At 63.7% G+C, this 22,391-nt stretch carries 18 protein-coding genes and 1 tRNA gene; 8 read left to right on the plus strand and 11 right to left on the minus strand.

Going from position 1 to position 22,391, the window contains the following annotated elements; all coding sequences use genetic code 11:
* Window positions 1-81 precede the first annotated feature (81 nt).
* Window positions 82-1,119 (plus strand): sensor histidine kinase, encoded by a 1,038-nt coding sequence (locus QYL91_RS09245; protein ID WP_302080215.1) that lies wholly within the window; start codon window positions 82-84, stop codon window positions 1,117-1,119.
* 11 nt (window positions 1,120-1,130) lie between these two features.
* On the opposite strand, the gene QYL91_RS09250 is transcribed toward QYL91_RS09245, so the two are convergent.
* The 4 genes from QYL91_RS09250 to hemH form a co-directional block, all read right to left on the minus strand.
* Window positions 1,131-2,420 carry a hypothetical protein gene (locus QYL91_RS09250; RefSeq protein ID WP_302080216.1) on the minus strand — a complete coding sequence of 430 codons (1,290 nt, stop codon included), beginning with the start codon at window positions 2,418-2,420 and terminating at the stop codon, window positions 1,131-1,133.
* A gap of 5 nt (window positions 2,421-2,425) precedes the next feature.
* Window positions 2,426-3,706, minus strand: a complete 1,281-nt coding sequence (locus QYL91_RS09255; protein ID WP_302080217.1) for a double zinc ribbon domain-containing protein — start codon at window positions 3,704-3,706, stop codon at window positions 2,426-2,428.
* Between the two features lie 84 nt (window positions 3,707-3,790).
* A complete protein-coding gene (gene hemG / locus QYL91_RS09260) occupies window positions 3,791-5,053 on the minus strand; it encodes a protoporphyrinogen oxidase (RefSeq protein ID WP_302080218.1) in 1,263 nt (420 codons plus the stop codon).
* Window positions 5,053-6,144, minus strand: a complete 1,092-nt coding sequence (gene hemH, locus QYL91_RS09265; RefSeq protein WP_302080219.1) for a ferrochelatase — start codon at window positions 6,142-6,144, stop codon at window positions 5,053-5,055. The genes hemG and hemH overlap by 1 nt, the downstream gene beginning before the upstream one ends.
* A 193-nt stretch (window positions 6,145-6,337) precedes the next feature.
* Between hemH and QYL91_RS09270 the strand changes: the two genes are divergently transcribed.
* On the plus strand, window positions 6,338-7,876 hold the full coding sequence (locus QYL91_RS09270) for a TrkH family potassium uptake protein (RefSeq protein WP_302080220.1): 1,539 nt from the start codon (window positions 6,338-6,340) through the stop codon (window positions 7,874-7,876).
* Between the two features lie 18 nt (window positions 7,877-7,894).
* Here the strand turns inward: QYL91_RS09270 and trkA are convergent, their stop codons facing one another.
* Window positions 7,895-9,226: a Trk system potassium transporter TrkA gene (gene trkA, locus QYL91_RS09275; protein WP_302080221.1), complete on the minus strand. Its 1,332-nt coding sequence runs from the start codon at window positions 9,224-9,226 to the stop codon at window positions 7,895-7,897.
* 198 nt (window positions 9,227-9,424) lie between these two features.
* On the opposite strand from trkA, the gene QYL91_RS09280 reads away from it, so the two are divergent.
* The 3 genes from QYL91_RS09280 (at window position 9,425) to QYL91_RS09290 (ending at window position 14,232) form a co-directional block, all read left to right on the plus strand.
* The gene (locus QYL91_RS09280) at window positions 9,425-9,892 is read left to right on the plus strand and encodes a universal stress protein (RefSeq protein ID WP_302080222.1); all 468 of its coding nucleotides are present in this window, start codon (window positions 9,425-9,427) and stop codon (window positions 9,890-9,892) included.
* A complete protein-coding gene (locus QYL91_RS09285; RefSeq protein WP_302080223.1) occupies window positions 9,889-12,147 on the plus strand; it encodes an amino acid permease in 2,259 nt (752 codons plus the stop codon). The genes QYL91_RS09280 and QYL91_RS09285 overlap by 4 nt, the downstream gene beginning before the upstream one ends.
* Before the next feature lie 63 nt (window positions 12,148-12,210).
* Entirely contained in the window at window positions 12,211-14,232 is a 2,022-nt protein-coding gene (locus QYL91_RS09290; protein WP_302080224.1) for a helicase HerA domain-containing protein, read from the plus strand.
* Window positions 14,233-14,273: 41 nt separating this feature from the next.
* Here the strand turns inward: QYL91_RS09290 and tpiA are convergent, their stop codons facing one another.
* The gene (tpiA, locus tag QYL91_RS09295) at window positions 14,274-14,918 is read right to left on the minus strand and encodes a triose-phosphate isomerase (protein ID WP_302080225.1); all 645 of its coding nucleotides are present in this window, start codon (window positions 14,916-14,918) and stop codon (window positions 14,274-14,276) included.
* Between the two features lie 93 nt (window positions 14,919-15,011).
* Here tpiA and QYL91_RS09300 point away from each other — a divergent pair, with 93 nt between their 5' ends.
* Entirely contained in the window at window positions 15,012-15,572 is a 561-nt protein-coding gene (locus tag QYL91_RS09300; protein WP_302080226.1) for a response regulator, read from the plus strand.
* Between the two features lie 264 nt (window positions 15,573-15,836).
* On the opposite strand, the gene QYL91_RS09305 is transcribed toward QYL91_RS09300, so the two are convergent.
* From QYL91_RS09305 to hisC, 4 genes are read right to left on the minus strand one after another with little or no spacing between them, the layout of a single operon-like run.
* Window positions 15,837-16,367 (minus strand): multiprotein bridging factor aMBF1, encoded by a 531-nt coding sequence (locus QYL91_RS09305; protein ID WP_302080227.1) that lies wholly within the window; start codon window positions 16,365-16,367, stop codon window positions 15,837-15,839.
* Between the two features lie 44 nt (window positions 16,368-16,411).
* Entirely contained in the window at window positions 16,412-17,020 is a 609-nt protein-coding gene (locus QYL91_RS09310; RefSeq protein ID WP_302080228.1) for a CDP-alcohol phosphatidyltransferase family protein, read from the minus strand.
* Entirely contained in the window at window positions 17,017-17,523 is a 507-nt protein-coding gene (locus QYL91_RS09315) for an adenylate kinase family protein (RefSeq protein ID WP_302080229.1), read from the minus strand. Before QYL91_RS09315 ends, QYL91_RS09310 begins: the two co-directional genes overlap by 4 nt.
* Window positions 17,523-18,593: a histidinol-phosphate transaminase gene (gene hisC, locus QYL91_RS09320; RefSeq protein WP_302080230.1), complete on the minus strand. Its 1,071-nt coding sequence runs from the start codon at window positions 18,591-18,593 to the stop codon at window positions 17,523-17,525. Before hisC ends, QYL91_RS09315 begins: the two co-directional genes overlap by 1 nt.
* 88 nt (window positions 18,594-18,681) lie before the next feature.
* Between hisC and QYL91_RS09325 the strand changes: the two genes are divergently transcribed.
* A tRNA-Arg gene (locus QYL91_RS09325) sits at window positions 18,682-18,755 on the plus strand.
* A 260-nt stretch (window positions 18,756-19,015) separates the two neighbouring features.
* Here the strand turns inward: QYL91_RS09325 and QYL91_RS09330 are convergent.
* Window positions 19,016-21,565: a PAS domain S-box protein gene (locus tag QYL91_RS09330; RefSeq protein WP_302080231.1), complete on the minus strand. Its 2,550-nt coding sequence runs from the start codon at window positions 21,563-21,565 to the stop codon at window positions 19,016-19,018.
* A gap of 253 nt (window positions 21,566-21,818) precedes the next feature.
* Here QYL91_RS09330 and QYL91_RS09335 point away from each other — a divergent pair, with 253 nt between their 5' ends.
* A complete protein-coding gene (locus tag QYL91_RS09335; protein WP_302080232.1) occupies window positions 21,819-22,391 on the plus strand; it encodes a hypothetical protein in 573 nt (190 codons plus the stop codon).

The following is a 22,391-nucleotide window of genomic DNA, read 5'->3' on the forward strand; positions in this document are numbered from 1 at the left end:
GACGCCGACTGCCTTTGGCCGCTGATTCTCAGATATTGTTCCGGGAGTAACAGCCATAGCGGTTCATATCGAGAGGGACGTATGGACAGTGAACGACGGTCAGAGTCCTCGTCGGCGACTCGCTCGGAAGCGGAGGTTCCCCTCGACGTACTGCCGCTTCACTCGACCAATCTGCTTACTGTCCTCGACGAGGACGGCGTTATTCAGTACGAGAGTCCCTCTGTCGAGCGTATCTACGGGTACGACCAGGACGACCTCGTCGGCGACTCTGTCGCCGAGTACTTTCACCCGGAGGACCGTGAAAGCGTCGTCGCCGCATTTCAGGCTGTCGTGAACAGCCAGGAGGAGGCCATCGAGTCGGTCGAATATCGGCACCTGCGGGCCGACGGGACGTATCTCTGGGTCGAATCCATCGCGTCGGCAAACCCCACGCCAGACGGGCAGTACGTCGTCAACACACGCGACATCTCCGAGCAAAAAGAGCGCGAACAGCACCTCCAGACCACGAACGAGCAACTCGAGGAGTTTGCCAGTGTCGTCAGCCACGACCTTCGGAATCCGCTCAACGTCGCCCAGGCCCGGTTGGAACTGGCCCGGGCGGAGTCTGAGAGCCCCCATCTCGATGACGTGGCGACTGCCCACGACCGGATGGGCACACTCATCGAAGAGCTGCTGACACTGTCACGGGCTGGCAAGCAGGTGTCCAAGACAGAGCAGGTCGCCCTCGCGGACCTCGTCGAAACCTGCTGGCAGACGGTGTCGACGGCCGATGCGACCCTCGTGACCGACACCGACCAGCGTCTGCGGGCCGACCGGGGCCGGCTCCAGCAACTGCTCGAAAATCTCGTTCGGAACGCCGTCGAACACGGCGGGGCGGACGTGACCGTGACCGTTGGCGAGTGTGCATCGCGATTCTACGTCGAAGACGACGGGCCCGGCATCCCCGCAAGCGAACGGACGCACGTCTTCACTGCGGGTAACTCTGCCTGCGGCGGCACGGGCCTGGGGCTGAACATCGTCGAGAAGATAGTCGAGGCACACGACTGGCGAATCCGCGTGACCGACGGCACTCGGGGCGGGGCACGCTTCGAAATCACCGACGTCGGGCTCGCTCAGTGACAGACACTACCTCACTCGGACTGTAACTCCGTCCCGCAGGTCGGACAGTACGCGAAACTGGTGTCCGGGGCAAACGACTCTGCACAGGTCGGACAGCGGTATCCCGCCCCCGACGACGACTCGTCGGGACGCTCTGCTCCGCCGACGACAGCGGTCTCCTCGGCGTCGTCATCACCGGTCGTGTCTGCTGTCGAGTCAGCGTCGGGAACGCTGTCGACGTCCGGCACGTCATCGCCGAAGTTGCCGTCGTCCGGCGCGGTGAACACCTTCGTGTGGCTTACGTCGTCTGATTCGTCTGTCTTGTCTTCGCCTGTCTCGTCGGCGTTCGTGGTCGCCGCTGTCGACGTTTGTGACTGTGCTGTGGTCCCACTCGTCGGCGTGGACTGCTGGTCGGCGCCGGTGTCTGGCGACTCTCCGGAGGTGGTCGAATTGGTGTCTCCACCATCTACTCCGGTAATCGGGTGAGCAAACTCCGGGTATCGCTGTCCAGTTCGGAGTTGCGACCGCGGCACGTCGGGTTTCCGGACGCGGCTGACCAGGCCGACCGCAGACTGAAGCAGGAGGTATCCCACGGCGAAGCCGACGGGGAGAATGGCTGCCGCCCCCAGGAGCGTCGAGACTGTGACCGGACCTGCTGTGGTCGTGCCAGTGACGACGTCCACGACGCCGCCGGTCCCGAGCAGGTCGCCGACGCCAGCCCCGGCAGCCTCGACGAACGTGCGGCGGCCGGCGACGATTCCCACGCCAGCCAACAGCGCCACGGCACACACAGTCAGCGAGACGAACAGCGACGATTTGACCAGCATCGGGACCGAGAAGCTAAACACCCGGTAGCTGTAGGCAATCGTTCTGAGCAACACGAGCAGTCCCACGGCCACGAGCGCGCCCGCGAGGGCAGCGGGCACATCACCGACGGCGACGGCGGCACCCACGCCGACGGCAAAGAGTGCGAGCATCGGGACGACGAGTGTAACGGGATGCTCGACGCGGTAGTGGGTGTGGACGTTGCCGCTGACGTTCGTGACGTAGCTGTCGACGAGATAGGTGACGACGGCTGCGGGGAGCAGGACCCAGATGACAGCTACGAGTGCGAACACGGCCGTCGTCGTCGACGACCAGTTTACCACGGAGAGGTCGGCGCCAGCGAACTCGGCCCCGTAGTTCAGCGCCGCGCCGGTCGCACCGACCCAGAGGGCGTAGCCGACGAGGACAGCCACGACGCCGCTCCAGAGCCACCGCTCTCTGGTCCACAGCAACCGGACGGACCCGGCCAGTTCGCGGCGGAGTTGAGCGGTGTCCATCGTGGTCAGGGTGCCTGCACGGCCAGTGTGACGACCCCGGAGAGGTCCACCTCGTCACCGGGGGCGACTGGCTCCCGGTCGTCCTGTTCCATGCGCGTGCCGTTGAGCCGCGTCGGATTCCGGCCGAGGTCGACGAGGTAGAACTGGCCGTCCTCGCGGACGAACTGGACGTGTTCGCGGTGGATGCGAACCGCCTCGTCCTCGTCGCCGCCCGACTCAGTGACGATACGCCGGAGTTCCCGGCCCACGGTGTCTCCATCTGAGACGGTAAGCTCCTCGCCACGCGTCGCCAGCACGAGCGACTCGGGGGCGGCCTCGGCTGGTTCCTCGGCTGATTCGGCTGCCCCGGCCGATACTTCCTCGCTTTCGGCCGTCTCTGTCGTGTCGGCTGTTCCGGCTCGGTGAGCATCGAGGTCCTCGCCACAGGCGACACAGAAGCTATCCTCGGGGTCGACATCCGCGTCGCAACTGGGGCAGGTGGTCAGTTCCTCCGGCTCCCTGTGTGCGTTGAGGTCCTCACCGCAGGACGCACAGAAACTGTCTTCGGGACTCACGTCGGCGCCACACGACGGACATTCGGTCAGTTCTTCGTCGTCGTCCGCGCCGGGTTCGACGGCGGAGACGTCCTCACCACAGGACGGGCAGAAATTCGCCTCGGCCGCGAGCGTCTCGCCACAGCCCGGACACTCTATTTCGGCCGGCTCTTCGGTCGTTTCGCTGTCTTCGCTCTCATCTTCTCTCTCTTCGCCCTCACTCTCTACCTTTTCGTCAGCCGCGTCGCCGGACTCGGCCGGAGACTGCTCGGCTTCTTCAGTCACGTCTGCGCTGGCCTCGACGGCTTTTTCGACTGTTCCGTCGGTATCTGTCTCGTTGTCGACCGCCACGTCGGCGTCGGCCACTGCAGGCTCGTCGGCGGCGTCGGGCTCCTCAGACTCGTCTGCCACGCCGGTATCAGCGGGCTCGTCGGCCACGCCGGTCTCGGTGGCCTCGGTATCGTCTTCGCTTACTTTTGCATCGTCGGCTTCCGCCGTGGCGATGTCTGCACTCTCTTCGGAGTCGACGTTCTGGATTGCCGGGGTCGACTCGCTGTCGTCGTCGGTCGGGCCGTCGTCAGCGGTGTCCGGTTCCGTGTCGTCGGCCTCGATCTCTGCGTCTTCGTCCGGTGCGGGGTCCGCACCCTCGTAGCGCCACTCACCGCACTCGGAGTTTGTACACCATCCCCCCGCAGCGTTCGGGTCGAACTCCGTCTCGCAGACGGGACACTCGACCAGCGAACTCTCTGTCATACTCGGGAGAGTCGTAACCGATATTGAAAACTGTTACCCACACTTCAACAGTCACTTACCCGCCACACCGAAGGTCCGTCCGCGTCAGGCAGTCGTTGCGGACAGCTCCTCGGCGAGCTGGCGCGCTTCGCGGACGCGGCTGGGAATGCCCATCCGCGCGGTGTAGTTCGTCGCCAGGTGGACGCCCTCGGGCGTCTGGACGTCCTCGAGTCCCCACCACGTCTGGTCGTAGGCCGGGAACCATCGGTCGCGGCGCACGACGTCGACCACTGTTGCGTTTTGCCCCGTCGCCCGCTCGAACTCCGTGGTGGCAATCTCGCCGAGTCGCTCGTCGGACTCTGCCAGTATCTCGGGGTCGTGCATCCCGCCGAGAAAGGCCGTACAGAGCTCGTCGCGGTCGAACATCGCCCCGTTGAACGAGACGCCGAGCGTCCGCAGGTCTTCGTCGTAGGCGACCTGATAGCCCAGCCCCTCCGGCAGTCCGTCTGTCTCCAGATACACCAGCACCAGCGGGTTGTACGTCAACCCCTCGAGTGCATCGGTGCCGTCGGCGACGTTGTCGAGTAGCTCTGCCGCGGCGTTTGCGGGGGTCGTAACGACAACGTCGTCGACCGCGTACTCGTCGGTCGTAGTGTCGAGGGTGTAGCCGTCCGGCGTCGACTCGACGGTCTCGACTGGCTCGGCGAGGTGGACACTGTCGGCGTAGGTGTCCGCGAGCGCTTCGGGCAGTGTCTGGAGCCCGTCGGGAAAGGACGCCGCAGGCGATTTCTCGCCGCTTCCGACGCGCTGGCGGAACGCCGAGAGGAGACTCCCCGCTTCCTGCTCTCTGCGCATCAGCCCTTCCAGCGCGAACTTCGCGGGCATCTCCGAGGGGTCGGATGCGTACAGCCCGCCGTACAGCGGGCCGACGAACCGCTCGTAGGCCGCCTGTCCGAACTTCCGGGAAAATACCTCCGCGACCGTCTCCTGGGGCTGTGCGGCCTGTGTCAGTGGCTCGGCGAGAAAGCGGAGCTTCTCGGGCCAGGACAGCAGGTCCGTCCGCAGGAAGGGTCTCACGTCCGTCGGCGCTTCGCGGAGTCGGCCCCGCGAGTAGACGAACAGCGACCCTTCCGACGCGGTGACGATATCGCTCTCGACGCCAGCGGCGGCCGCCAGTTCGCGGATGCCGGGCGTGGCGCGCATCCGCTGGGGGCCGAGTTCGACGACGTGGCCGTCGCGCCGCTGTGACTGGATGACACCGCCGGCCGCGTCCCGAGCGTCGAACGTGACGACGTTTACGTCGCGCTCCCGGAGGTAGTGTGTCAGTGCCAGCCCGGTGATGCCGGCACCGACGACGCCGACCGTCATCAGTCGTCCGTCTGTGCCGCGTTGCCCTCGCTCTCGGTGTGGGTTGTCTCCTGGGGTGCGTTCAGACACATCGTCCCAGGTTCGTCACGGCACTGACACTGCCGGTACTGGTAGTACTCGGGGTCGAAATCCGCGAGGAACGGCTCGACGAGGTCGGCAAACACCTCGGGAATCCGGTCGTCGTCGTGGGGAATCGGCACGCGGTGGAAGTCCAGGCCGGCGCCCTCGGCTTCCTCTCTGAGTTCGTCGTCCAGTTCGGAGAGGGTCTCGCTTTGTTCGTGGAGGAAACTCACCGGTTCGACGACGACGCGCTCGGCGTCGAGTCCGGTGACGAGGTCTTCGACCTCCGGTTCGGTCCAGGGGATGTCGCGGTTCTCGTGGTTCTGGTAGCCGATGTGGTAGTCGGAGACGCCGAGCAGTGAAGCGACGACCGAGCAGTACTCCTCGACGTAGATGTCGTAGCGACTGCCCTCTTCCAGGTAGTGCTGTGGCGTGCCGTGGGCGGAGAAGACGAGCGCAGTTTCTTCGTCGTCGAGGTTGACCCCCGAGTCGTCGGCGAAGTCGCCGATGTTCTCCGCGCGGACGCGGTTGTACTTGGGGTGTTTGTGCCAGCCGGTAATCGCCTGGAAGGGCGCGTCCCAGCCGAGTTCCTCGATTTCGTCTTCGAGTTCGTCCAGCGCGATGACGTTCGTCGAGGGCCCACACAGCGGGTAGATGGGGAGGCCGATGACCCGGTCGACGTCGTCCTCGTGGGCGGCTTCGGCGGCGTCGCCGATGAACGGCTCGGTGTACTGCATCCCGAGGTAGGTGTTCACGTCGAACCCGCGGTCCCGGAGGGCGTCTTCGAGCGTGTCGACCTGTCCCTGGGCCTGCTCTTTGAGCGGCGACCCGCCGATTTCTTCGTATTCCTCGATGAGGCCGGGCGCGCGACGCTCTGCCAGCTTGCGGGAGCGCTTTTGCGCGGCCTCTCTGGAGTCGTACTCCTCCAGGTCCGCGTTGGCCATGAAGATACGCTCGAGATAGTCGACGACTACCTCGCGGTCCGGTTCGGACGGCTCACCGAAGTTCAGCAGAACAACGCCGGTTGTCATGTACGGGTATTCGACCGAATCAGGGTATACCTGTCGCTTCCAGCGAACTGGGGCCACAGCCGGGCCCACACGCGTCCGGGAGTTCGACAGATTCTTACACCAGCCCAGACAGCCAGGATACAGACGTGTTCGTACCGGCTCTTTCCGACCGACTCCCGTCGACGGTTCCCCGACCGCGCGGTGGTGAGCGGCCGTGAAACACCTGTACGTCGACTGGCGTACGAGCATTGCACTCACCGGCACGGTCATCAAGTGGCTGGCAGTCGCGATGCTCGTGCCGCTGTTGACGAGCCTGCTCTACGGGGAGGGCACTGTCGTCTTCCTCGCATCGATGGGGATTTCGGTCGCTGTCGGGTTCTCGCTGGAACAACTCTCCGACGACGTCGATCTCGGGCCGCGTGAATCGCTCTTGCTCGTTGCCCTCGCCTGGTTTGCCGTCTCTATCGTCGGTGCTGTCCCGTACGTCATCGCTGGCTACGGTACCGCGTCGACGCTCGCCCACCCGATCAACGCCCTCTTCGAGTCGATGTCCGGCTTTACGACGACTGGGGCGACAGTGATGGGCAGTATCTCGACCGAGCAACACTCCCACGCGTTGCTCATCTGGCGACAGCTCACACAGTGGCTCGGCGGGATGGGTATTATCGTTCTGATGGTCGCCATCCTGCCACAGATTGCCGTCAACGGCGCTCAGCTGATGGACTCGGAGGCGCCAGGCCCGAGCCTACAGAAGTTGACGCCGCGCATCGCCGAAACCGCACGCGTCCTGTGGGGTGTCTATCTGGGCTTTACCGTTCTGATGGCCGTGCTGTTGATGGTGTTGCATCTCGCCGGCGTTGCGCCGAACATGGACCTGTTCAACGCCATCTCGCATGCGTTCACGACGCTCCCGACAGGCGGGTTCTCGCCACAGGCGGACAGCATCGGTGCGTTCTCACCGGCCGTCCAGTGGCTCGTTATTCCCTTCATGATTGTCGCGGGGACGAACTTCGCGCTGTTCTGGTTTCTGCTCAACGGCGACACCGAGCGGTTTCTCGGTGACACGGAGCTCCGGACCTACATCGGGGCGATTCTCGCCACGACCGGCGTCCTCGCTGTCGTTCTCTATCTGGGTGCGGCACCGACGCTCCGTCTCGGCGGCACGACCCAGGGCGTCACGGAGAATGCACTCCGGCAGGCGGCCTTCCAGATTGCGTCGCTGTTGAACTCGACCGGATTCGCGACCAGCGACTTCGCCCAGTGGGACACACACGCACAGATTGTGCTCGTGTTTGCGATGTTCATCGGCGGCTCGGCTGGCTCGACCGGTGGCGGAATCAAGGTCATCCGCTGGGTCGTCGTGATGAAAGCCGCAAAGCGAGAACTTGTCACCGCCTCTCATCCCGACGAAGTCCAGACGATTCGGCTCGGGAACCAGGTCATCGACGAAGGCGCCGTGCGTGGCGTCCTCGGGTTTACCATCCTCTATCTCGTCCTCTTTGGCGTCGGGTCGGTCCTCATCTCGCTCGATGCGGCGCGAATCGGCCTCTCGATGACGGCGCTCGAAGCGCTCAGTGCCTGTCTGGCGACGCTCGGAAACATCGGGCCGGGCTTTGGCTTCCTCGGGCCCTTCGGAAGCTATCTCCAGTTCCCCTGGACGTCGAAACTGCTGATGATCGTTCTGATGTGGATTGGGCGCCTGGAGATAATCCCGGTTCTCGTGCTGTTTACCGGTGCGTTCTGGCGACGATAAAACGAGCGACTCGTCGTCTCAGAGTTTCGCCGTCGCTTCTTCGAGGATGACTGTCTCTGCGAACACGACGACGTTGTCTCCCTCTTCGATGACGGTGTCTCCGCGGGGGATGACGAAGTCACCGTTGCGCGTAATTGCACCGATAACGAGTCCCTCCGGCAGGTCCTGTATCGACTCCTGAATCGGTCGGTCGGCGAGTACGCTATCGTGGTCAACCTCGATTTCGATGACTTCTGCCCGGTCGTTCTCGATGAGCGCGACGTTCTCGGCGCGGCGTTCGCGCGTAAACCGCGTAATCTCCTCGGCGGTCGCTTCCCGGGGACTGACGGCCACGTCGACGCCGACGGCCTCGAACAGTTCCGAGTACTCCGTCTCGTCGACGATAGCCACTGCCCGGTCGACGCCCAGGCGCTTCGTGAGCAGGGAGACGAGCAGGTTCCGCTCGTTGCGCTTGAGCGCGGCCACGACCGTATCGACCTCTTCGATGTGTTCTCGCTCCAGGAACTCCCTGTCTGTCCCGTCGTGTTCCAGGATTCTCGAGTTTGGCAGTTCCTCCGCGAGTTCGCGAGCACGGTCGTGGTCGTGTTCGACGAGACGGGGGGTCAGTCCCTGTTCTTCGAGAAGACGGGCAATCTGGCAGGCCACTTCCGTCCCGCCGACGATGAGGATGTCGTCGACGTCGCCGGTGTGCTGTGAGACCTCTGCCGAGAGTTCGTGGACGCTCTCTTCGGAGCCGATGACGACGACCTCGTCGCCCGCTTCGATACCCGTCTGTCCGGTCGGGATGATGACGTCGCCGTTGCGGAAGATAGCGGCAAACGTCAGTGACTCGAAGCGGTCGGCTTCCTGGACCGTCTGGCCGGCGACGGGGCTTGCCTCCGGGATTTCGAACTCGGCCATCTGGACGCGCCCGCCGGCGAACGTATCGACGTCGTGTGCTGCCGGCAGACCGATGACGCGGACGATACTCTTTGCGGTGAGCATCGTCGTTCCGACCATGAAGTCGACACCGAGCGCGCCCTCGGCACCCTGCCACGTCTCGAGGTAGTTCGTCCCCTTGATTCGGGCGATCGTAAAGGGGTCCGCAACTGTCTTTGCGGTGCCACAGGTAATGATGTTCGTCTCGTCGTCGTCGGTACTGGCGATGAGTATGTCTGCCTTTTCGATACCGGCTTCTCTGAGTGTCGGCAGCGAAGCGCCGTCGCCCTCGATTGCCAGCGCGTCGACGTTGTAGTTCAGCGCCTCGACCTTCTCGGGGTCGACGTCCACGACGACGACATCGTGGGAATCGGCGAGACTCTTGGCAATCGAAGAGCCGACTTCGCCGGCACCGACGATGACTATGTGCACGGTCGCGCCCCCGTTGTTATCATTGCCGGGCAATTTCGACGGGTGCGATAAGTGGGTTTCTATCTCGGAAGTCCAAGCGACAGCACACATGACGCTTAAGAACCGTCCAGTGCATTATTCCGATATGAAGCCGCTTTGTCCTCCCGTTGGGGCGTTCGTACGACTTCTCGACCGACGGCTGAACTCGGCGAGGGGACGATGAACGGGCTCTTCGACCGCGTCGTCCTCCCTCTCGCGAGTCCCGAAGACGCCAGGGCGTCCTGTCTGGCGCTCAAACCGTACGTCGACGGTGAGGTTATCGCCGTCCACGTCGTCGAGAAAGCCGGCGGCGCACCCGACAAGGCTGGCATCGAGCAACGCGAGGCGTACGCAGAAGAGATATTCGACGTCGTCGACGAGTGCCTCGGAGACGACCACTACGAGACGGAAATCAGATACGGCACTGACGTCGCAGAGACGATTTTTGCCGCGGCCGCGGACCACGACGCGACGGCCATCGTCATCACGCCACGCGGCGGGAGTCGCTGGATTCGCCTGCTGACCGGCGACGTGGCACTCGACATCGTCACCGAAACCGACCGGCCCGTCGTCGTCCTGCCGGACAAACCAGAGGAGAACGACGACCAGACCGATTCGGAGTCGCCAACCGAAGGTGAGTCGTCTTGAGCGGTGAGGATGCTGAACTCGCCAAGGACCTCGGTCCGCTGGCGGCACTGACTATCGGCGTCGGGACGATGATCGGGGCGGGTATTTTCGTCCTGCCGGGGGATGCTATCCTCCGCTCGGGTTCGTTTGCGGCCATCGCATTCCTCCTGGGCGGTATCATCGCGATGTTCACCGCACTCTCCGCGAGTGAACTCGGGACAGCGATGCCCCGCTCCGGCGGCGCGTACTACTACGTCAACCACGCACTCGGACCACTCTTTGGGTCGGTCGCTGGCTGGGCCAACTGGCTCGGACTCGCCTTTGCCAGTGCCTTCTATATGGTCGGGTTCGGACGCTATATCTCGCGTATCTTCGGCATCAGCGGGACCATCGGTGTCGGTCCCATCTCGATGACGTACGTCACGCTCTCGGCGCTCATCGGCGGTGCCTTCTTCGTCCTCATCAACTACGTCGGCGCAAAGGAGACGGGCCGACTTCAGAACATCATCGTCATCATCCTCATCGCGATTCTGTTCGTCTTCACTCTCTTGGGGACACTCCGGGCTGACCCCGCGAACCTCCCGCGTACCGCGACAGTGACCGAGACGCTCGGGACGACTGGCTTCATCTTCGTCTCCTATCTCGGCTTCGTCCAGATTACGAGCGTCGCAGAGGAGATCAAAGACCCCGGGAAAAACCTCCCGCGTGCAGTCATCGGTAGCGTCGTCCTGGTGACGGTCATCTACGCGCTCGTGCTCGTCGTGATGAGCGCGGCTGTCCCGGACGGATTCATTGCGGACCTCGTGACCGATGTTGCACCCGGTGAGACACAGCCCATCGCCGTCGTCGAAGTCGGCAACCGACTGCAGGGCGCACTGATGGGTGGTGCACTGTTGTTCGGTGGCCTGTTGGCGACAGCATCCAGCGCGAACGCGTCGATTCTCGCCTCCTCGCGCATCAACTTCGCGATGGGACGAGACAGTATTGTCACCCCGAAACTAAACGAGATTCACCCACGTTTCGGGACGCCGTACCGCGCAATCGGTATCACTGGTGGGCTGATTCTGCTGTTCATCCTGCTCGGAGACATCGGTCTGCTCTCCGGGGCTGCGTCGGGACTGCACCTCATCATCTACGGCCTCCTCAACATCGCACTCGTCGCGATGCGCTACGTCAATCCGACAGAGTACCAGCCCGACTTTACCGTCCCGCTGTACCCCATCGTCCCGATACTCGGAACCGTGCTGTCGTTCGCGCTGCTTGCATACGTCGAACCCACAGCGCGACTTCTCTCCTTTGGCATCGCTGGCGCTGCTATCGTCTGGTACGTCGTGTACGCTCGCAGCCGCACCGAAAAACAGGGTATCCTCGGGGAGTACATCCTCTCGCGGACCGACGATATGCCCGACGCAGCGGTCTCGGCTGCAGAAACCGTCCAGCCCGACGGCGGCGACTACCGCGTGATGGTGCCGATTGCCAACCCGCGAAGCGAGAGCGACCTCATCGAGTTGGCCAGTGCAATCGCCAAACAGCGAAACGGCACCGTCGTCGCGACACACATCATCACCGTTCCCGACCAGATGGCACTACAGGGGGCTGCAGAGCGAGCGGAGGAACTCGACGAAACATCCGCAGACCTCATCGAAGCGGCAAAAGCCGACGCCGAGAAGTTCGACGTCCCGGTCGAGACGCACACGATTCTCTCCCACCGTGGCTTCGAGGAGATTTTCGACGCCGCGGAGACGCACGACGCCGACATGGTCGTGATGGGCTGGGGCCCGGATTCGCACGGTTCGCCGGGGCGGGCGGAGTCTGCCTTCGACGAAATGGCTGGCAACATCCCCTGTGATTTCCTCGTGATGAAAGACCGCGGGTTCGACCCATCGAGGGTGCTGGTGCCCACAGCGGGTGGGCCGGACTCGGACCTCAGCGCGACCGTTGCCGGCTACCTCCAGGACCAGTACGACAGCGAGGTGACGCTGTTGCACGTCGCTGACGACGAGGAGTCGGGACGGACGTTCATCGAGGCGTGGGCCGACGACCACGACCTCGGTGACGCGGCGATACGCATCGAGACCGGCGACACAGAGGAGTCCATCGAACGGGCCGCCGAAGACTCGACGATGGTCATCATCGGTGCGACCGAACGGGGACTGCTCTCCCGGCTAGTCCGTGGGTCGCTCGTCCTCGACGTGGTCGACAAGGTGGAGTGTTCGGTGTTGCTCGCCGAGAAACACCGGCCGCGCTCGCTTCGAGAACGCCTGTTTGGCCGGTAGCGGTCTGCCGTCCGTCTGACGGAGAATTATGTGGCGTGGCCCCCGAGTTTCGGACAAGCGCGCATGGCAGAGACAGAACACATCACGGTCGCGGAGGTCAGCGAGGGCCCCGGCGGGAACGGCGACCCCGGGACGAAAGTGTCCCTCCCGGTCGTGGAGTTGCTGACCGGCCGCGGGTTCGTGACAGGCAAAAGCGGGTCGGGCAAGTCGAACTCGGCGAGTGTCATCGCGGAGAAGTTGCTGGACAACGGTTTCGGACTCCTCATCGTCGACATCGATGGCGAGTACTACGGCCTCAAAGAGGAGTACGAAATCCTTCATGCCGGTGCCGACGAGGAGTGTGACATCCAGATTACCGCGGACCACGCCGAGAAGATGGCGTCGCTCGCGCTCGAACAGAACGTCCCGATTATTCTCGACATCTCCTCGTTTCTGGACGAAGACGAAGCAGAGGATGTTCTCACGGCCGTCTCGCGACACCTCTTTGCGAAGGCCAAAAAGCAAAAACAACCCTTCCTGATGCTCGTCGAGGAGGTCCACGAGTACATCCCCGAGGGCGGGTCGGTCGGCGAGTGCGGGAAGATGCTCATCAAAATCGGCAAGCGCGGCCGAAAACACGGGCTGGGTATCGTCGGCATCAGTCAGCGCCCGGCCGACGTGAAGAAAGATTTCATCACGCAGTGTGACTGGCTGGTTTGGCACCGCCTCACCTGGAACAACGACACGAAGGTTGTCAAACGGATTCTCGACGCGGAGTACTCCGAGGCAGTCGAAGACCTCGGGGACGGCGAGGGATTCCTGATGACAGACTGGGCCGAGACGGTCCAGCGGGTCCAGTTCCAGCGCAAGCAGACCTTCGACGCCGGTGCCACACCGGGACTGGACGATTTCGAACGGCCCGAACTGAAGTCAGTCAGCGACGACCTGGTGTCTGAACTCTCCGAAATCACCGAGGAACAACAGGCCCGCGACGACCGCATCGCGGAACTCCGCGAGGAACTCGACCGGAAAAACTCCCGTATCGCCGAACTGGAGACGGAGTTACAGGACGCCCGCGACATGAGCCGGATGGCAGACCAGTTCGTCGACGCGCTCGTCAACAACGTCGACGGCTCGAACCCGGGCAAGACCGAACAGGAGCGCCTCCGGGAGAAGCGCCAGTCGACAATCGACGATGCGACGCAGTCGCCGTCCGGAGACGACACCGGCGACAGCGCCGAGACGACTGGTGACGACGAAGCCGACGACACCTCTGCGTTCGGCGACGAGGACGCCGGAGCGGCCTTCGCCGCTGCGATGGACGCCGCTGACGAGTCAGACGACGACTCCGCGGCGAGTGCGACGACCGATACGGACACTGAGGTGAGCGCTTCCGACGAGACGGAGGACGGCGACGAATCCGGCCAGTTCAGTGCCGAAGAACTCCTCTCGCGACTCAGTTCGGTCAGTGAGACGCCGACGGGGTCGGCCACCACCGACGGCGGGGCCCGCGTCGACACCGGCCCGGACGCAGATGTCGAGACCGACGCCGAATCGAATGCGGCCGTACCGGAGGACATCGTCGACGGCGAAACGAGCCGTCCGGTCGACGATGCGGACGACGGCACAGACGAGGACGGCATCATCGACGGCGACAACAGCGCACCCACCGAGTTCCGCCAGGGAATCACCGGTCGTGGGGCAAGCGAGTACGACATCATCGACGGCGAGGACGACATCGACGAGGGCGAAGAACCGCTCGTCGTTCGCGAACTCAAAGCCGACATCGCCGGGATGGAGACGAAGGCTCGGAATATGCTCCACTTCTACCGGGAGTTCGGCCCGGGCACGCCGCTGAACGCGCACTTCGCGGCGGGTGGCGACGGCGACCGGACGAAAGCCTACGCCCACAACCGGACGCTCCGGACGCGCGGACTCATCGAACACGTCGGGCGCGGCCGCTACGACTACCGCCTCGAAGAACTGCTCGAATCGGAGTTCGACGACGACGTCGACGACGAGGTAATCAGTAAGTTCGTGGCGAACATCGAGTCGAAGACGCTGGGTGAGGCCAGCGACGGCGACGACGACGAATCCGGACAGTAACACTCAGTGGCGGACCCTCGCGTCGCCGCACTCGACGGGATTTACAGTGGGTCGACCAGGTCAGCAAGCGCGGCTTCGGGGTCATCGGCCTTGGCGACCCCGCTCGCGAGCAAGACGCCGTCGGCACCCAGGTCGCGGGCGGCGACGACATCTTCGCCGGTCGAGATACCTGCACCACAGTAGACGTCGACGCTCGGGTCGACGGCCTCGGCGGCGGCGACGGCGTCCCGGACGATGTCGGGGTCGGCTTTGCTGACGGGCGTGCCGGTCCCGATGAGTTCCGGCGGCTCGACGGCGACGGCGTCGGGACCGAGCGCCGCGGCGGCGGCAATCTGGTCTGGATTGTTCGCACAGACGACCGTCTCGAAGCCGACGCGGCCCGCCGCGTCGAGGCTGGCGTCGATGTCGGCAAGTTTCAGGCGGTTCTCGGAGTGGTTCAGCAGTGTCCCGGTTGCACCGGCGTCGCTCGTGGCTTCGGCGAGCGTACTGCCGGTATGACTGCCGTGGTTGACGGGGCTGACGTGTTGGGCCCACGTCTCGACGCCGGTCTCGGCGACGCGCTCGATGTGTGCTGCTTGGGGCGCGATAGCGACGGTTGCGGACGATTCCTCGGCGACACTCGCTGCGGCCTCGGCGACTGCGACGGGGTCACAGGGGTATGCCTTGAGGTTGACGAGAACGAACATACTGGAGGCGGGGCCGGCCGGGCAAAATAGGTTGTGAGTTGTGTCAGGTCCGAACCGTTAAGACACTCTCTGTCGATAGAGTCCAAACAAGCCGTGACTGACGAGCTACTGGGAGAGCCGACGGTGCTTGTAGTGGAAGACGAGGTGGAGCTGGCGGACCTCTACGCGGATTACCTTCGCGGGTCCTACGACGTCGACGTGGCCTACAGCGGCGAGGAAGCTATCGAGATGCTCTCCAACGAGTACGACGCGATGTTGCTCGACCGTCGGATGCCGGTCGTCTCCGGGAACGAGGTCGTCCTCGCTATGGAGGAAAAAGATGTCGAGTGCCGTGTCGCGATGGTCACGGCGGTCAATCCCGACTTCGACATCATCGACCTCAGCATCGACGACTACTTGGTCAAGCCCGTGACACGGGACGAGGTCGTCGACACCGTCGACCGGCTGCTGACGATAAGCGAATACAACGAGCGCGCCCAGGAACTCACCGCGAAAAAACTCAAGCGCAACGTGCTGGAAGTCGAAAAGACCAGGGCCGAACTGCAGGAAAGCGAGCAGTTCGAACGACTCACCGCCGAAATATCGACCCTCGAAGAGACCGTCGAGAACATCGCCGACGAACTCGACGCCGAAAACCTCGAACGCTATATCTAGGAGCGTGTCATAGAATGGTTCTCGTGGTTGCCCGCGTATTCGGAGCCAGTAGCTCCGAGACGGTCGAACCCGTTCTCACAGCAGCCGTTCGTTCTGAGCCACGCGGTGGTCGATAGACGCAAAATATCAGTAGCCATAGATAAATGAGTTTTCTCTGACTACTTCATAAAACCGTGCACCGAGTGCACGCACTTCTAAACCTGTTACGGATTAAAAAGATAAACAGTCCGATAATAGCGTGGGGATGTTTCTATGACACGCTCTCTAGTCTTTCCGCTCGACGACGTCACCGAGCGTGTACTCGCCCGTCGAGGAGCCACCGTCCCACTCGTTGTCTTCCGAGCCACCGCTTGCCGACAGCGAAATGTCGAGTTCCCCTTCGAGCTTTGCCTGGACGTCGTCGCTGGGGAGCGTATCGCCGTGTTCGAGTTTGCGCATGAGACTCGCCTTCTCGTTAAGCTTTTGTGCCAGTTCCTCCTGGGTCAGACTGGCGGACTCGCGGGCGTTGCGGATGCGCTCGTCGTAGTCCTGGGCGATTTCGTCCATGTCGTCGAACATGTCTTGGCGGCGCCCCCCTCCCGACGAGGAACTCGTACTACTGCTGGAACTGCCGCCAGACGAGGAGGACCCGGAACTCCCAGTCGAGTACTTCGTCGAGGTGGAACTGGAACTGTCCTCGGTTTTGACCTCCGTCCCGAAATCAGTGCAGTTGTCACAGACATCGAGTTCTGCACCTTCTATCTTGACGCGGTTCGGACTGGAGGTTTCCGTCCCGCACATCTCACACTGAACCATACCACTGCTTTGCCATCCCGACGTTTAAAACGTACGCCCCCTGTTCACGAGAGCGACCGCATCGAGTAATAGAAGCGCTGGATGGCTGTCAGGTGGCCGACCACTGCAAACACGACGAGCAGCCAGCCCACGACGGTGAACGGCCCCAGCGTCGCCGTGACGAAGGGTGCGACCAGCGCGACCAGTCCAACGAGGACGAGACGGTCAGCGCGGCCGAGCAAGCCACCGTACACTCTGTCGATGCCGACCGCCTGGGCCTGGGTTCCCAGATACGAGGTCATCAACACGCCGGTCACGGCGGCGATACCCAGCGCCCAGTTACCGACGCCGCCTGCGAGGCCGACGATGATGACGATATCTGCATACCGGTCCAAGACGTGGTCGAGTAAGTCCCCGGCCTTCGATGCCGTTCCGAGTTCACGTGCGAGCGCACCGTCGAGCAGGTCGAGCAGTCCGTTCTGGAACACGAGGAACGCGCCGACCAGATACAACATCGGCATCTCGCCTGCGAGATAGAAGGTACCCCCGGCGACGGCAGCGACGACGAACGCCAGCGTGCTGACGGCGTTGGGTGTCAGTCCGACTCGCGCGGCCCCCGCCACGAAGGGAACGATGACCCGGTCGGCCACGGAGCGGAATCTATCCAGCGTCATAGATACTCGACGAAAGAGACGGTCCCAGCACTCGGCTCGCGTTCGCCAGTCAGCACCGCGTCGATTGCCTCGGCCACCGACTCGGGGCTTCGGTCCGTGGTGTCGATTTCGTAGACTGCGTCCTCGCCGTGGCGATTGACGGCCTCCGAGAGGATGAGGTCGAGGGCCTCGCTCTCTGCGTTTTCCGCGGCCGAGCCGGGCGATTCGCCACGTTCGGTCAGTCGCTCCTCTAGCTCGTCGGGGCGACACCGCAAGACGACGACGCGGTCGGCGTCGAACTGGTGGGCCAGATGGGACTCGAAGAGGACGTCCTCGCGCCCGTTCAGCCACGCTTCGACGGCGTCCATGTCCGTGACCAGCGTGTCGCGCTCGTCGTCCCGGCTCGTCGTCAGGTCCTCGCGTTTGATGACCTCGTTGAGATGGACGACATTGAGGTCGGTGTCGACGGCGTCGACGGCCGTCGTCTTTCCGGTGCCGGGTGTGCCGGTCACGGCGACGCGCATCAGGTGATCACCTCGTTGAGTACGTCGACCGCCCGTTTCGTTTCCTCGCGCGTGCCGCAGGTGATGCGAACGCAGTCGTCCAGCCCGAAACTCGAACAGTCCCGGACGATGACGCCCTCGCGCTGGGCGGCGTCGGAGACTGCTGTGCCGTCACCGACTGCCGCGAGCACGAAGTTGCCGCCGCTTTCCCACGTCGGGGCATCGAGGTTGTCGTGCATGTACGAACGCGCCCACCGTGCCGTCTCGACAGTCTTCTCGACGTGCTCGTCGTCGTCCAGTGCGGCCATGCCGGCACGACAGGCAAGCGAGTTCACTGCGAAGGGCGTGTTGACCCGCTCGTAGGCGTCGGCCCACTCGGCGGGGACGAGTGCGTACCCAAGACGGAGACCGGCCAGCCCGTACGCTTTCGAGAACGTTCGCAGAATGGCGATGTCCTCGCGGTCGTCGAGCAGCGGGCGGGCGTTCGGTGCGTCCGTGAACTCGGCGTAGGCTTCGTCGACGAGAACGAGCGTCTCCTCGTCGGTCCGCTCTGCGACGGTCTCGATGTCGTCGAGTGCTATCTCCGACCCGGTCGGGTTGTGCGGCGTCGTCAGGTAGACGATGCGGTGGTCGTCGTAGTTCTCGAGGACTGTCTCGGGCGTCTGCGCGAAGTCGTCCTCGCGGGAGAGTCGGTAGGAGTCGACGGTCGCGTCGCGGTAGCGGGCGCTCATCGGGTAGTAGGCGAAGCCGGGTTCGGGTACCAGCACCGCATCGCCGGGGTCGACGAACGCGCGGGCGAGATAGTCGAGCACGCCGTCACCGCCCGGCGAGAGCCAGACCTGCTCGACGGCCACGTCCCATCGGTCGGCGAGCATCTGCGAGAGGTCGGTGTGTTCGGCTTTCGGGTACGTGTGGACCGTCGGGGCGGCGTCCCGGACGGCCTCGACGGCGGCGGGGCTGGGACCGAAGGGGTTCTCGTTCGAGGAGAGTTTCACGAGGTCGTCGGGGTCGAGCCCGAGCTCGCGTGCGACTTCTTCGACCCCGCGGCCGGCTCGGTACGGCGTGTGCATCGAGAGGTCCCGTGGTTCCATGGGCGGTGAAAGCGGACGGCGTGCCTTAAGAGTGCTCACCTGTCCCGACACAGAAACCGTTTTTTCGCCGGCTGCCGGAGGGGCGGTAGGGCGTGTGGCCTAGTGGACCAGGGCGAGGGGTTCCTAACCCCTAGAGCGCGGGTTCGACTCCCGCCGCGCCCGCTTCGTGGTTTCTCGCGTCCGCTCGAAACACACTCGCGGCCGTGGCGACCCTCGCGAAACCTGCGGTTTCGCTCAGTCCCGCCACGCCCGTGCAAGGAGGCGTAAGCTCTGAGAACGCCGACTGAACCGGCATGGCGGGAGTCGAGGTAGACCAGACGCGCGCAGCGAAGCGAGCACGTCTGGGCGTGGTTCGACTCCCGGAGCGGCAGCCGCTCCGTCGTTCGCAAACGCGAGTGACTGTCGTCTGCTCCGACGCTCGCTCACAGCGACACCGACCGATTCGGGGCGTACGTTTTCTGGCTGGACTGTGTCGGCACTCTGGCCGTGACGGTGGTTCCCGAACTGTCGACGCTGATGTCGAGCGTCCCGCCGCTCTGGAGTATCAGCCAGTTCACCAGCCACAGTCCCAGCCCGCTCCCGTGTCGCAGCGCCGATTCCTCGCCGTTTTCGAGGACTTCCCGTTCGGCCTCGGGGAGTCCCGGGCCGTCGTCGGCGATGGTGAGGACGACTTCCTCCCGGTCGCTCTCCGACGCGCTCTCGACTGTGGCATCGATTCGCAGATGCGGGTCGCTCCCGCCGTGTTCGAGCCCGTTCGACGCCAACTCCACGAGAGCCGGCTTGAGCGCCGCATCGACTGATATATCCGAGTTCTTCGGGAGTGACGTCTCGATAGTGCTCTCGGGATACTCGCTGGCCATCTTGTCGCGAAGCCCTTTCAGGAGAGTCGCCAGCCCAATGTTCTCCTCGGAGTTTTCACTCGCATCGATGAGTTGCTCTGCGGTGTGTGCCTTCTCCGAGAGTTCGATGAGTTCCGAGGCCGTGTCTCTGATTTGCGCGGCGGGCTCTGCTCCATCCGGTGTTGGTTCGTCCTCGTGTAACAGCACACTCGCGTTCCCCGCGATGACGTTCATCCGGTTTCGGAGGTTGTGCCGGACCACTCTGTTGAGGACGGTGAGTCGTTGCTGTCTGACCCGCTCGTCGGTGACGTCGACGTCGATCGCGACGACGGCCGTGACCTCGCCGGACCCGTCCGTGACGGGTGCGACAGTCCGACGCGCCCAGTAGTGGCCGCCACCCTTGCGTCTGTTGTGGACGTCGCCCTCCCAGACCGACCCGGACGTGACGTCGTCCCACACGCTGACGCAGTCGGTATCTTCGGTCAGGAAGTCCGGCGTTCGGCCGATGACCTCGCTCGTTCTGTATCCGGTACTCTCCTCGAAGGCGGGGTTGACGTACCGAATCGTTCCGTCGACGTCCGTGATAAACAGGGCGTACCCGGCCTGGTTGACCGCCGCCTGGAACTGCCTCGCTTCCTCGTGGGCTTCGATGGCCGAGATGGCGTGCTGGAGCGTCTCGCGAATCTCCGCGAACATCGCCTGTTCGGATTCGCTGAACCCTTCTTCGGCGCTCGTGTAGATGCCGAGAACGCTTCCGTTTTGCTCGCCCGGCGAGAGCGACATCGTCAGACAGGCCGTGATTCCCGCCTTCGCGGCCGCCCGTTGCCACCCTGACCCGCCCTCGTCGTCTATCGTTTCGACGAACCCGGGCGGTTGGTCGGGATTGGTGACTGCCTCGACGACGGGGTCCTGGGCAGTGTCGCCGCTTGCAGGGTCGACCAGCCCTTCCGAAAGGTATTCATCCGTCTCACCGGCGACGTATTCGGGTGCAACGTCGGTCCCGTCGCTGGTGCCAATCCACACGAGCTGGTAGGCGTCGACGGACGCGAGCTCGTCACAGACCCGCTCTTTTATCCCCTGTTGTGTCTGTTCCTCGATGATGGCCTCGTTGACCTTCGAATGGACTCTGGTTATCTCTTCGAGGTGTACCAGCCGCGTGACCCGGGTCAGCGTCACTGCCGTGGCGATAAACTGCGGGCCCGTATCGATTGCTTTCCGTGTGGCCTGATAGTTGTGGGTCACACCGTCGACGGTCGTCGTCACGATACACTGCTCGCCGACCGAGAGTGCCGCGAGGTCCGCATCGACGGCCTCGATATTCCCGGCCTGCGTAAGCTCTGAGAACGCCTCTTTGGCGTGGTCGTTGTAGCTGACGACGCCGTCGTTCTCGTCGAGGAGGACGACCCCCTCCGAGAGGATATCGACGAGCTGGGAATGGCCGGGCGAACTGAGTTCCAGAAACGAATCCTGGACGAAAAACAGCACCCCGACAGCGAAGATGGCGACCCCGAGCGGTTCGTAGTTCACCCGCAACAGGAGGTCGGGAAACAGCGCGGCCAGAAAGTACGGCACGATTGGCAACGCCGTCGCGCCGATCAGCGCATACAGCGTCACCGGCGTCTCGCGCCCTTTGAACGCGTCGTATATGAGCCAGAATCCGACCCCAGAGAGCGTGTAGGCGACGCCGGTCAACAGCCAGTGAATCGCGCTGTGGTCGACGACGATGTGAGAGAACGGCGTCGCTTTGAGCGTCGCGGTGAAGTACGCGCCGTGAATCGAGTTTGTCACCTTGATTAGTGCCGCCAGACCGAACAGCCCGGCACCGGCAGCGACAACTTTCCTGTCCCGGTGGAACTGACGCCCGGTGTACGCCGAGACGAAATACAACCACGCAAAGACCGTCCCGAACCCGAACACGAGTCCCACGGTGTACAGGAGTTTTTTCACCGCAAACGAAGATGCCAGCAGCTGGGCCACGACGGCCAGCGCCCACAGTCCGGAGAGGACGAGCAGAGCGGCTAGCCCTCGCCGCACGTCGCGTGACGCCAGCCGACGCGTCTGGAGCAACGTGCCCAGACAGGTAAATCCGGCTCCTGTAAAGAGCAGGATGTACATCGTGTGTAACGCGTTCATCGCCCGATAGAATTCTCTCTCGTCTCCCTTCTGATAAATGACCCACAGCGTTCTCAGCCGCTGGAAATTCCTCTGCGTGCTACCTCTTTTCACACTCAACTTCCCGGACGGCGGTGTGGGACGCCAACGCACACCGAGAGCGCTATAGTACCGACACTCCCCTGTCCGCGGACGGGTCGCCGAGCCGGGCCCGCACACTTTTACACGCCGGTCTCATCTTTCGGGCCAACTACCTCACGCGGGGGCTTAGAGAATGTACGGAGACACACGTAGTCAGTCGGGACTGGACAGATTGATGCTGTTTGTCGTCTTCATCGTCGCGTTCGTCGCTATCGTCCCCTTTGTGTTCGGGCTTGGCGGACTCGACGTGCGCGGTGCGGGGGCCCCGGCCGGCGCGGATACCACGCCGGTTGGGGCAGACGAGAACGGCATCGTCGTCCTCCGGACGACCGGTGAGACCGCCGGGTTCGGCACGGACTCGGTCGGCGTGGTTCGTGTCGTCATCACAAGAACCGGGCCGGAACCGCTCGATGCCGAGACGATAACCGCAACCTGGGTCGACTCCAGTGGGAGTTACGTCCTCACTCCGATTGAAAAAGGCGGCAGCGGTGCAGACGGCGCCTTCGGGGTCGAACAATCCGAAAACCGGGCGACGCTTACCTTCGACCTTGGAGCCGACGATGCAAACGGGGTCAGCGAGTTCGGCCGCCGACTCGAAGCCGGCGAGACCGTTACGCTGACGCTGTCGGCCGGTGACGGGAAGATGACGACGGTCAGGCTCGAAGTCCCCGAGTCACTCGGCGAGGACGGCACCGTCTCGCTGTGA

Source organism: Salinibaculum rarum (assembly GCF_030505615.1).
In the GTDB taxonomy this organism is placed as follows: Archaea; Halobacteriota; Halobacteria; order Halobacteriales; family Haloarculaceae; genus Salinibaculum; species Salinibaculum rarum.

What these genes read in the sequence shown, in the direction of transcription:
- QYL91_RS09245 (WP_302080215.1), top strand. Translation starts at nt 82, where the DNA reads ATGGACAGTGAACGACGGTCAGAGTCCTCGTCGGCGACTCGCTCGGAA.
- QYL91_RS09250 (WP_302080216.1), bottom strand. Translation starts at nt 2,420, where the DNA reads ATGGACACCGCTCAACTCCGCCGCGAACTGGCCGGGTCCGTCCGGTTG.
- QYL91_RS09255 (WP_302080217.1), bottom strand. Translation starts at nt 3,706, where the DNA reads ATGACAGAGAGTTCGCTGGTCGAGTGTCCCGTCTGCGAGACGGAGTTC.
- hemG (WP_302080218.1), bottom strand. Translation starts at nt 5,053, where the DNA reads ATGACGGTCGGCGTCGTCGGTGCCGGCATCACCGGGCTGGCACTGACA.
- hemH (WP_302080219.1), bottom strand. Translation starts at nt 6,144, where the DNA reads ATGACAACCGGCGTTGTTCTGCTGAACTTCGGTGAGCCGTCCGAACCG.
- QYL91_RS09280 (WP_302080222.1), top strand. Translation starts at nt 9,425, where the DNA reads ATGAACGGGCTCTTCGACCGCGTCGTCCTCCCTCTCGCGAGTCCCGAA.
- QYL91_RS09290 (WP_302080224.1), top strand. Translation starts at nt 12,211, where the DNA reads ATGGCAGAGACAGAACACATCACGGTCGCGGAGGTCAGCGAGGGCCCC.
- tpiA (WP_302080225.1), bottom strand. Translation starts at nt 14,918, where the DNA reads ATGTTCGTTCTCGTCAACCTCAAGGCATACCCCTGTGACCCCGTCGCA.
- QYL91_RS09305 (WP_302080227.1), bottom strand. Translation starts at nt 16,367, where the DNA reads ATGGTTCAGTGTGAGATGTGCGGGACGGAAACCTCCAGTCCGAACCGC.
- QYL91_RS09310 (WP_302080228.1), bottom strand. Translation starts at nt 17,020, where the DNA reads ATGACGCTGGATAGATTCCGCTCCGTGGCCGACCGGGTCATCGTTCCC.
- QYL91_RS09315 (WP_302080229.1), bottom strand. Translation starts at nt 17,523, where the DNA reads ATGCGCGTCGCCGTGACCGGCACACCCGGCACCGGAAAGACGACGGCC.
- hisC (WP_302080230.1), bottom strand. Translation starts at nt 18,593, where the DNA reads ATGGAACCACGGGACCTCTCGATGCACACGCCGTACCGAGCCGGCCGC.
- QYL91_RS09330 (WP_302080231.1), bottom strand. Translation starts at nt 21,565, where the DNA reads ATGAACGCGTTACACACGATGTACATCCTGCTCTTTACAGGAGCCGGA.
- QYL91_RS09335 (WP_302080232.1), top strand. Translation starts at nt 21,819, where the DNA reads ATGTACGGAGACACACGTAGTCAGTCGGGACTGGACAGATTGATGCTG.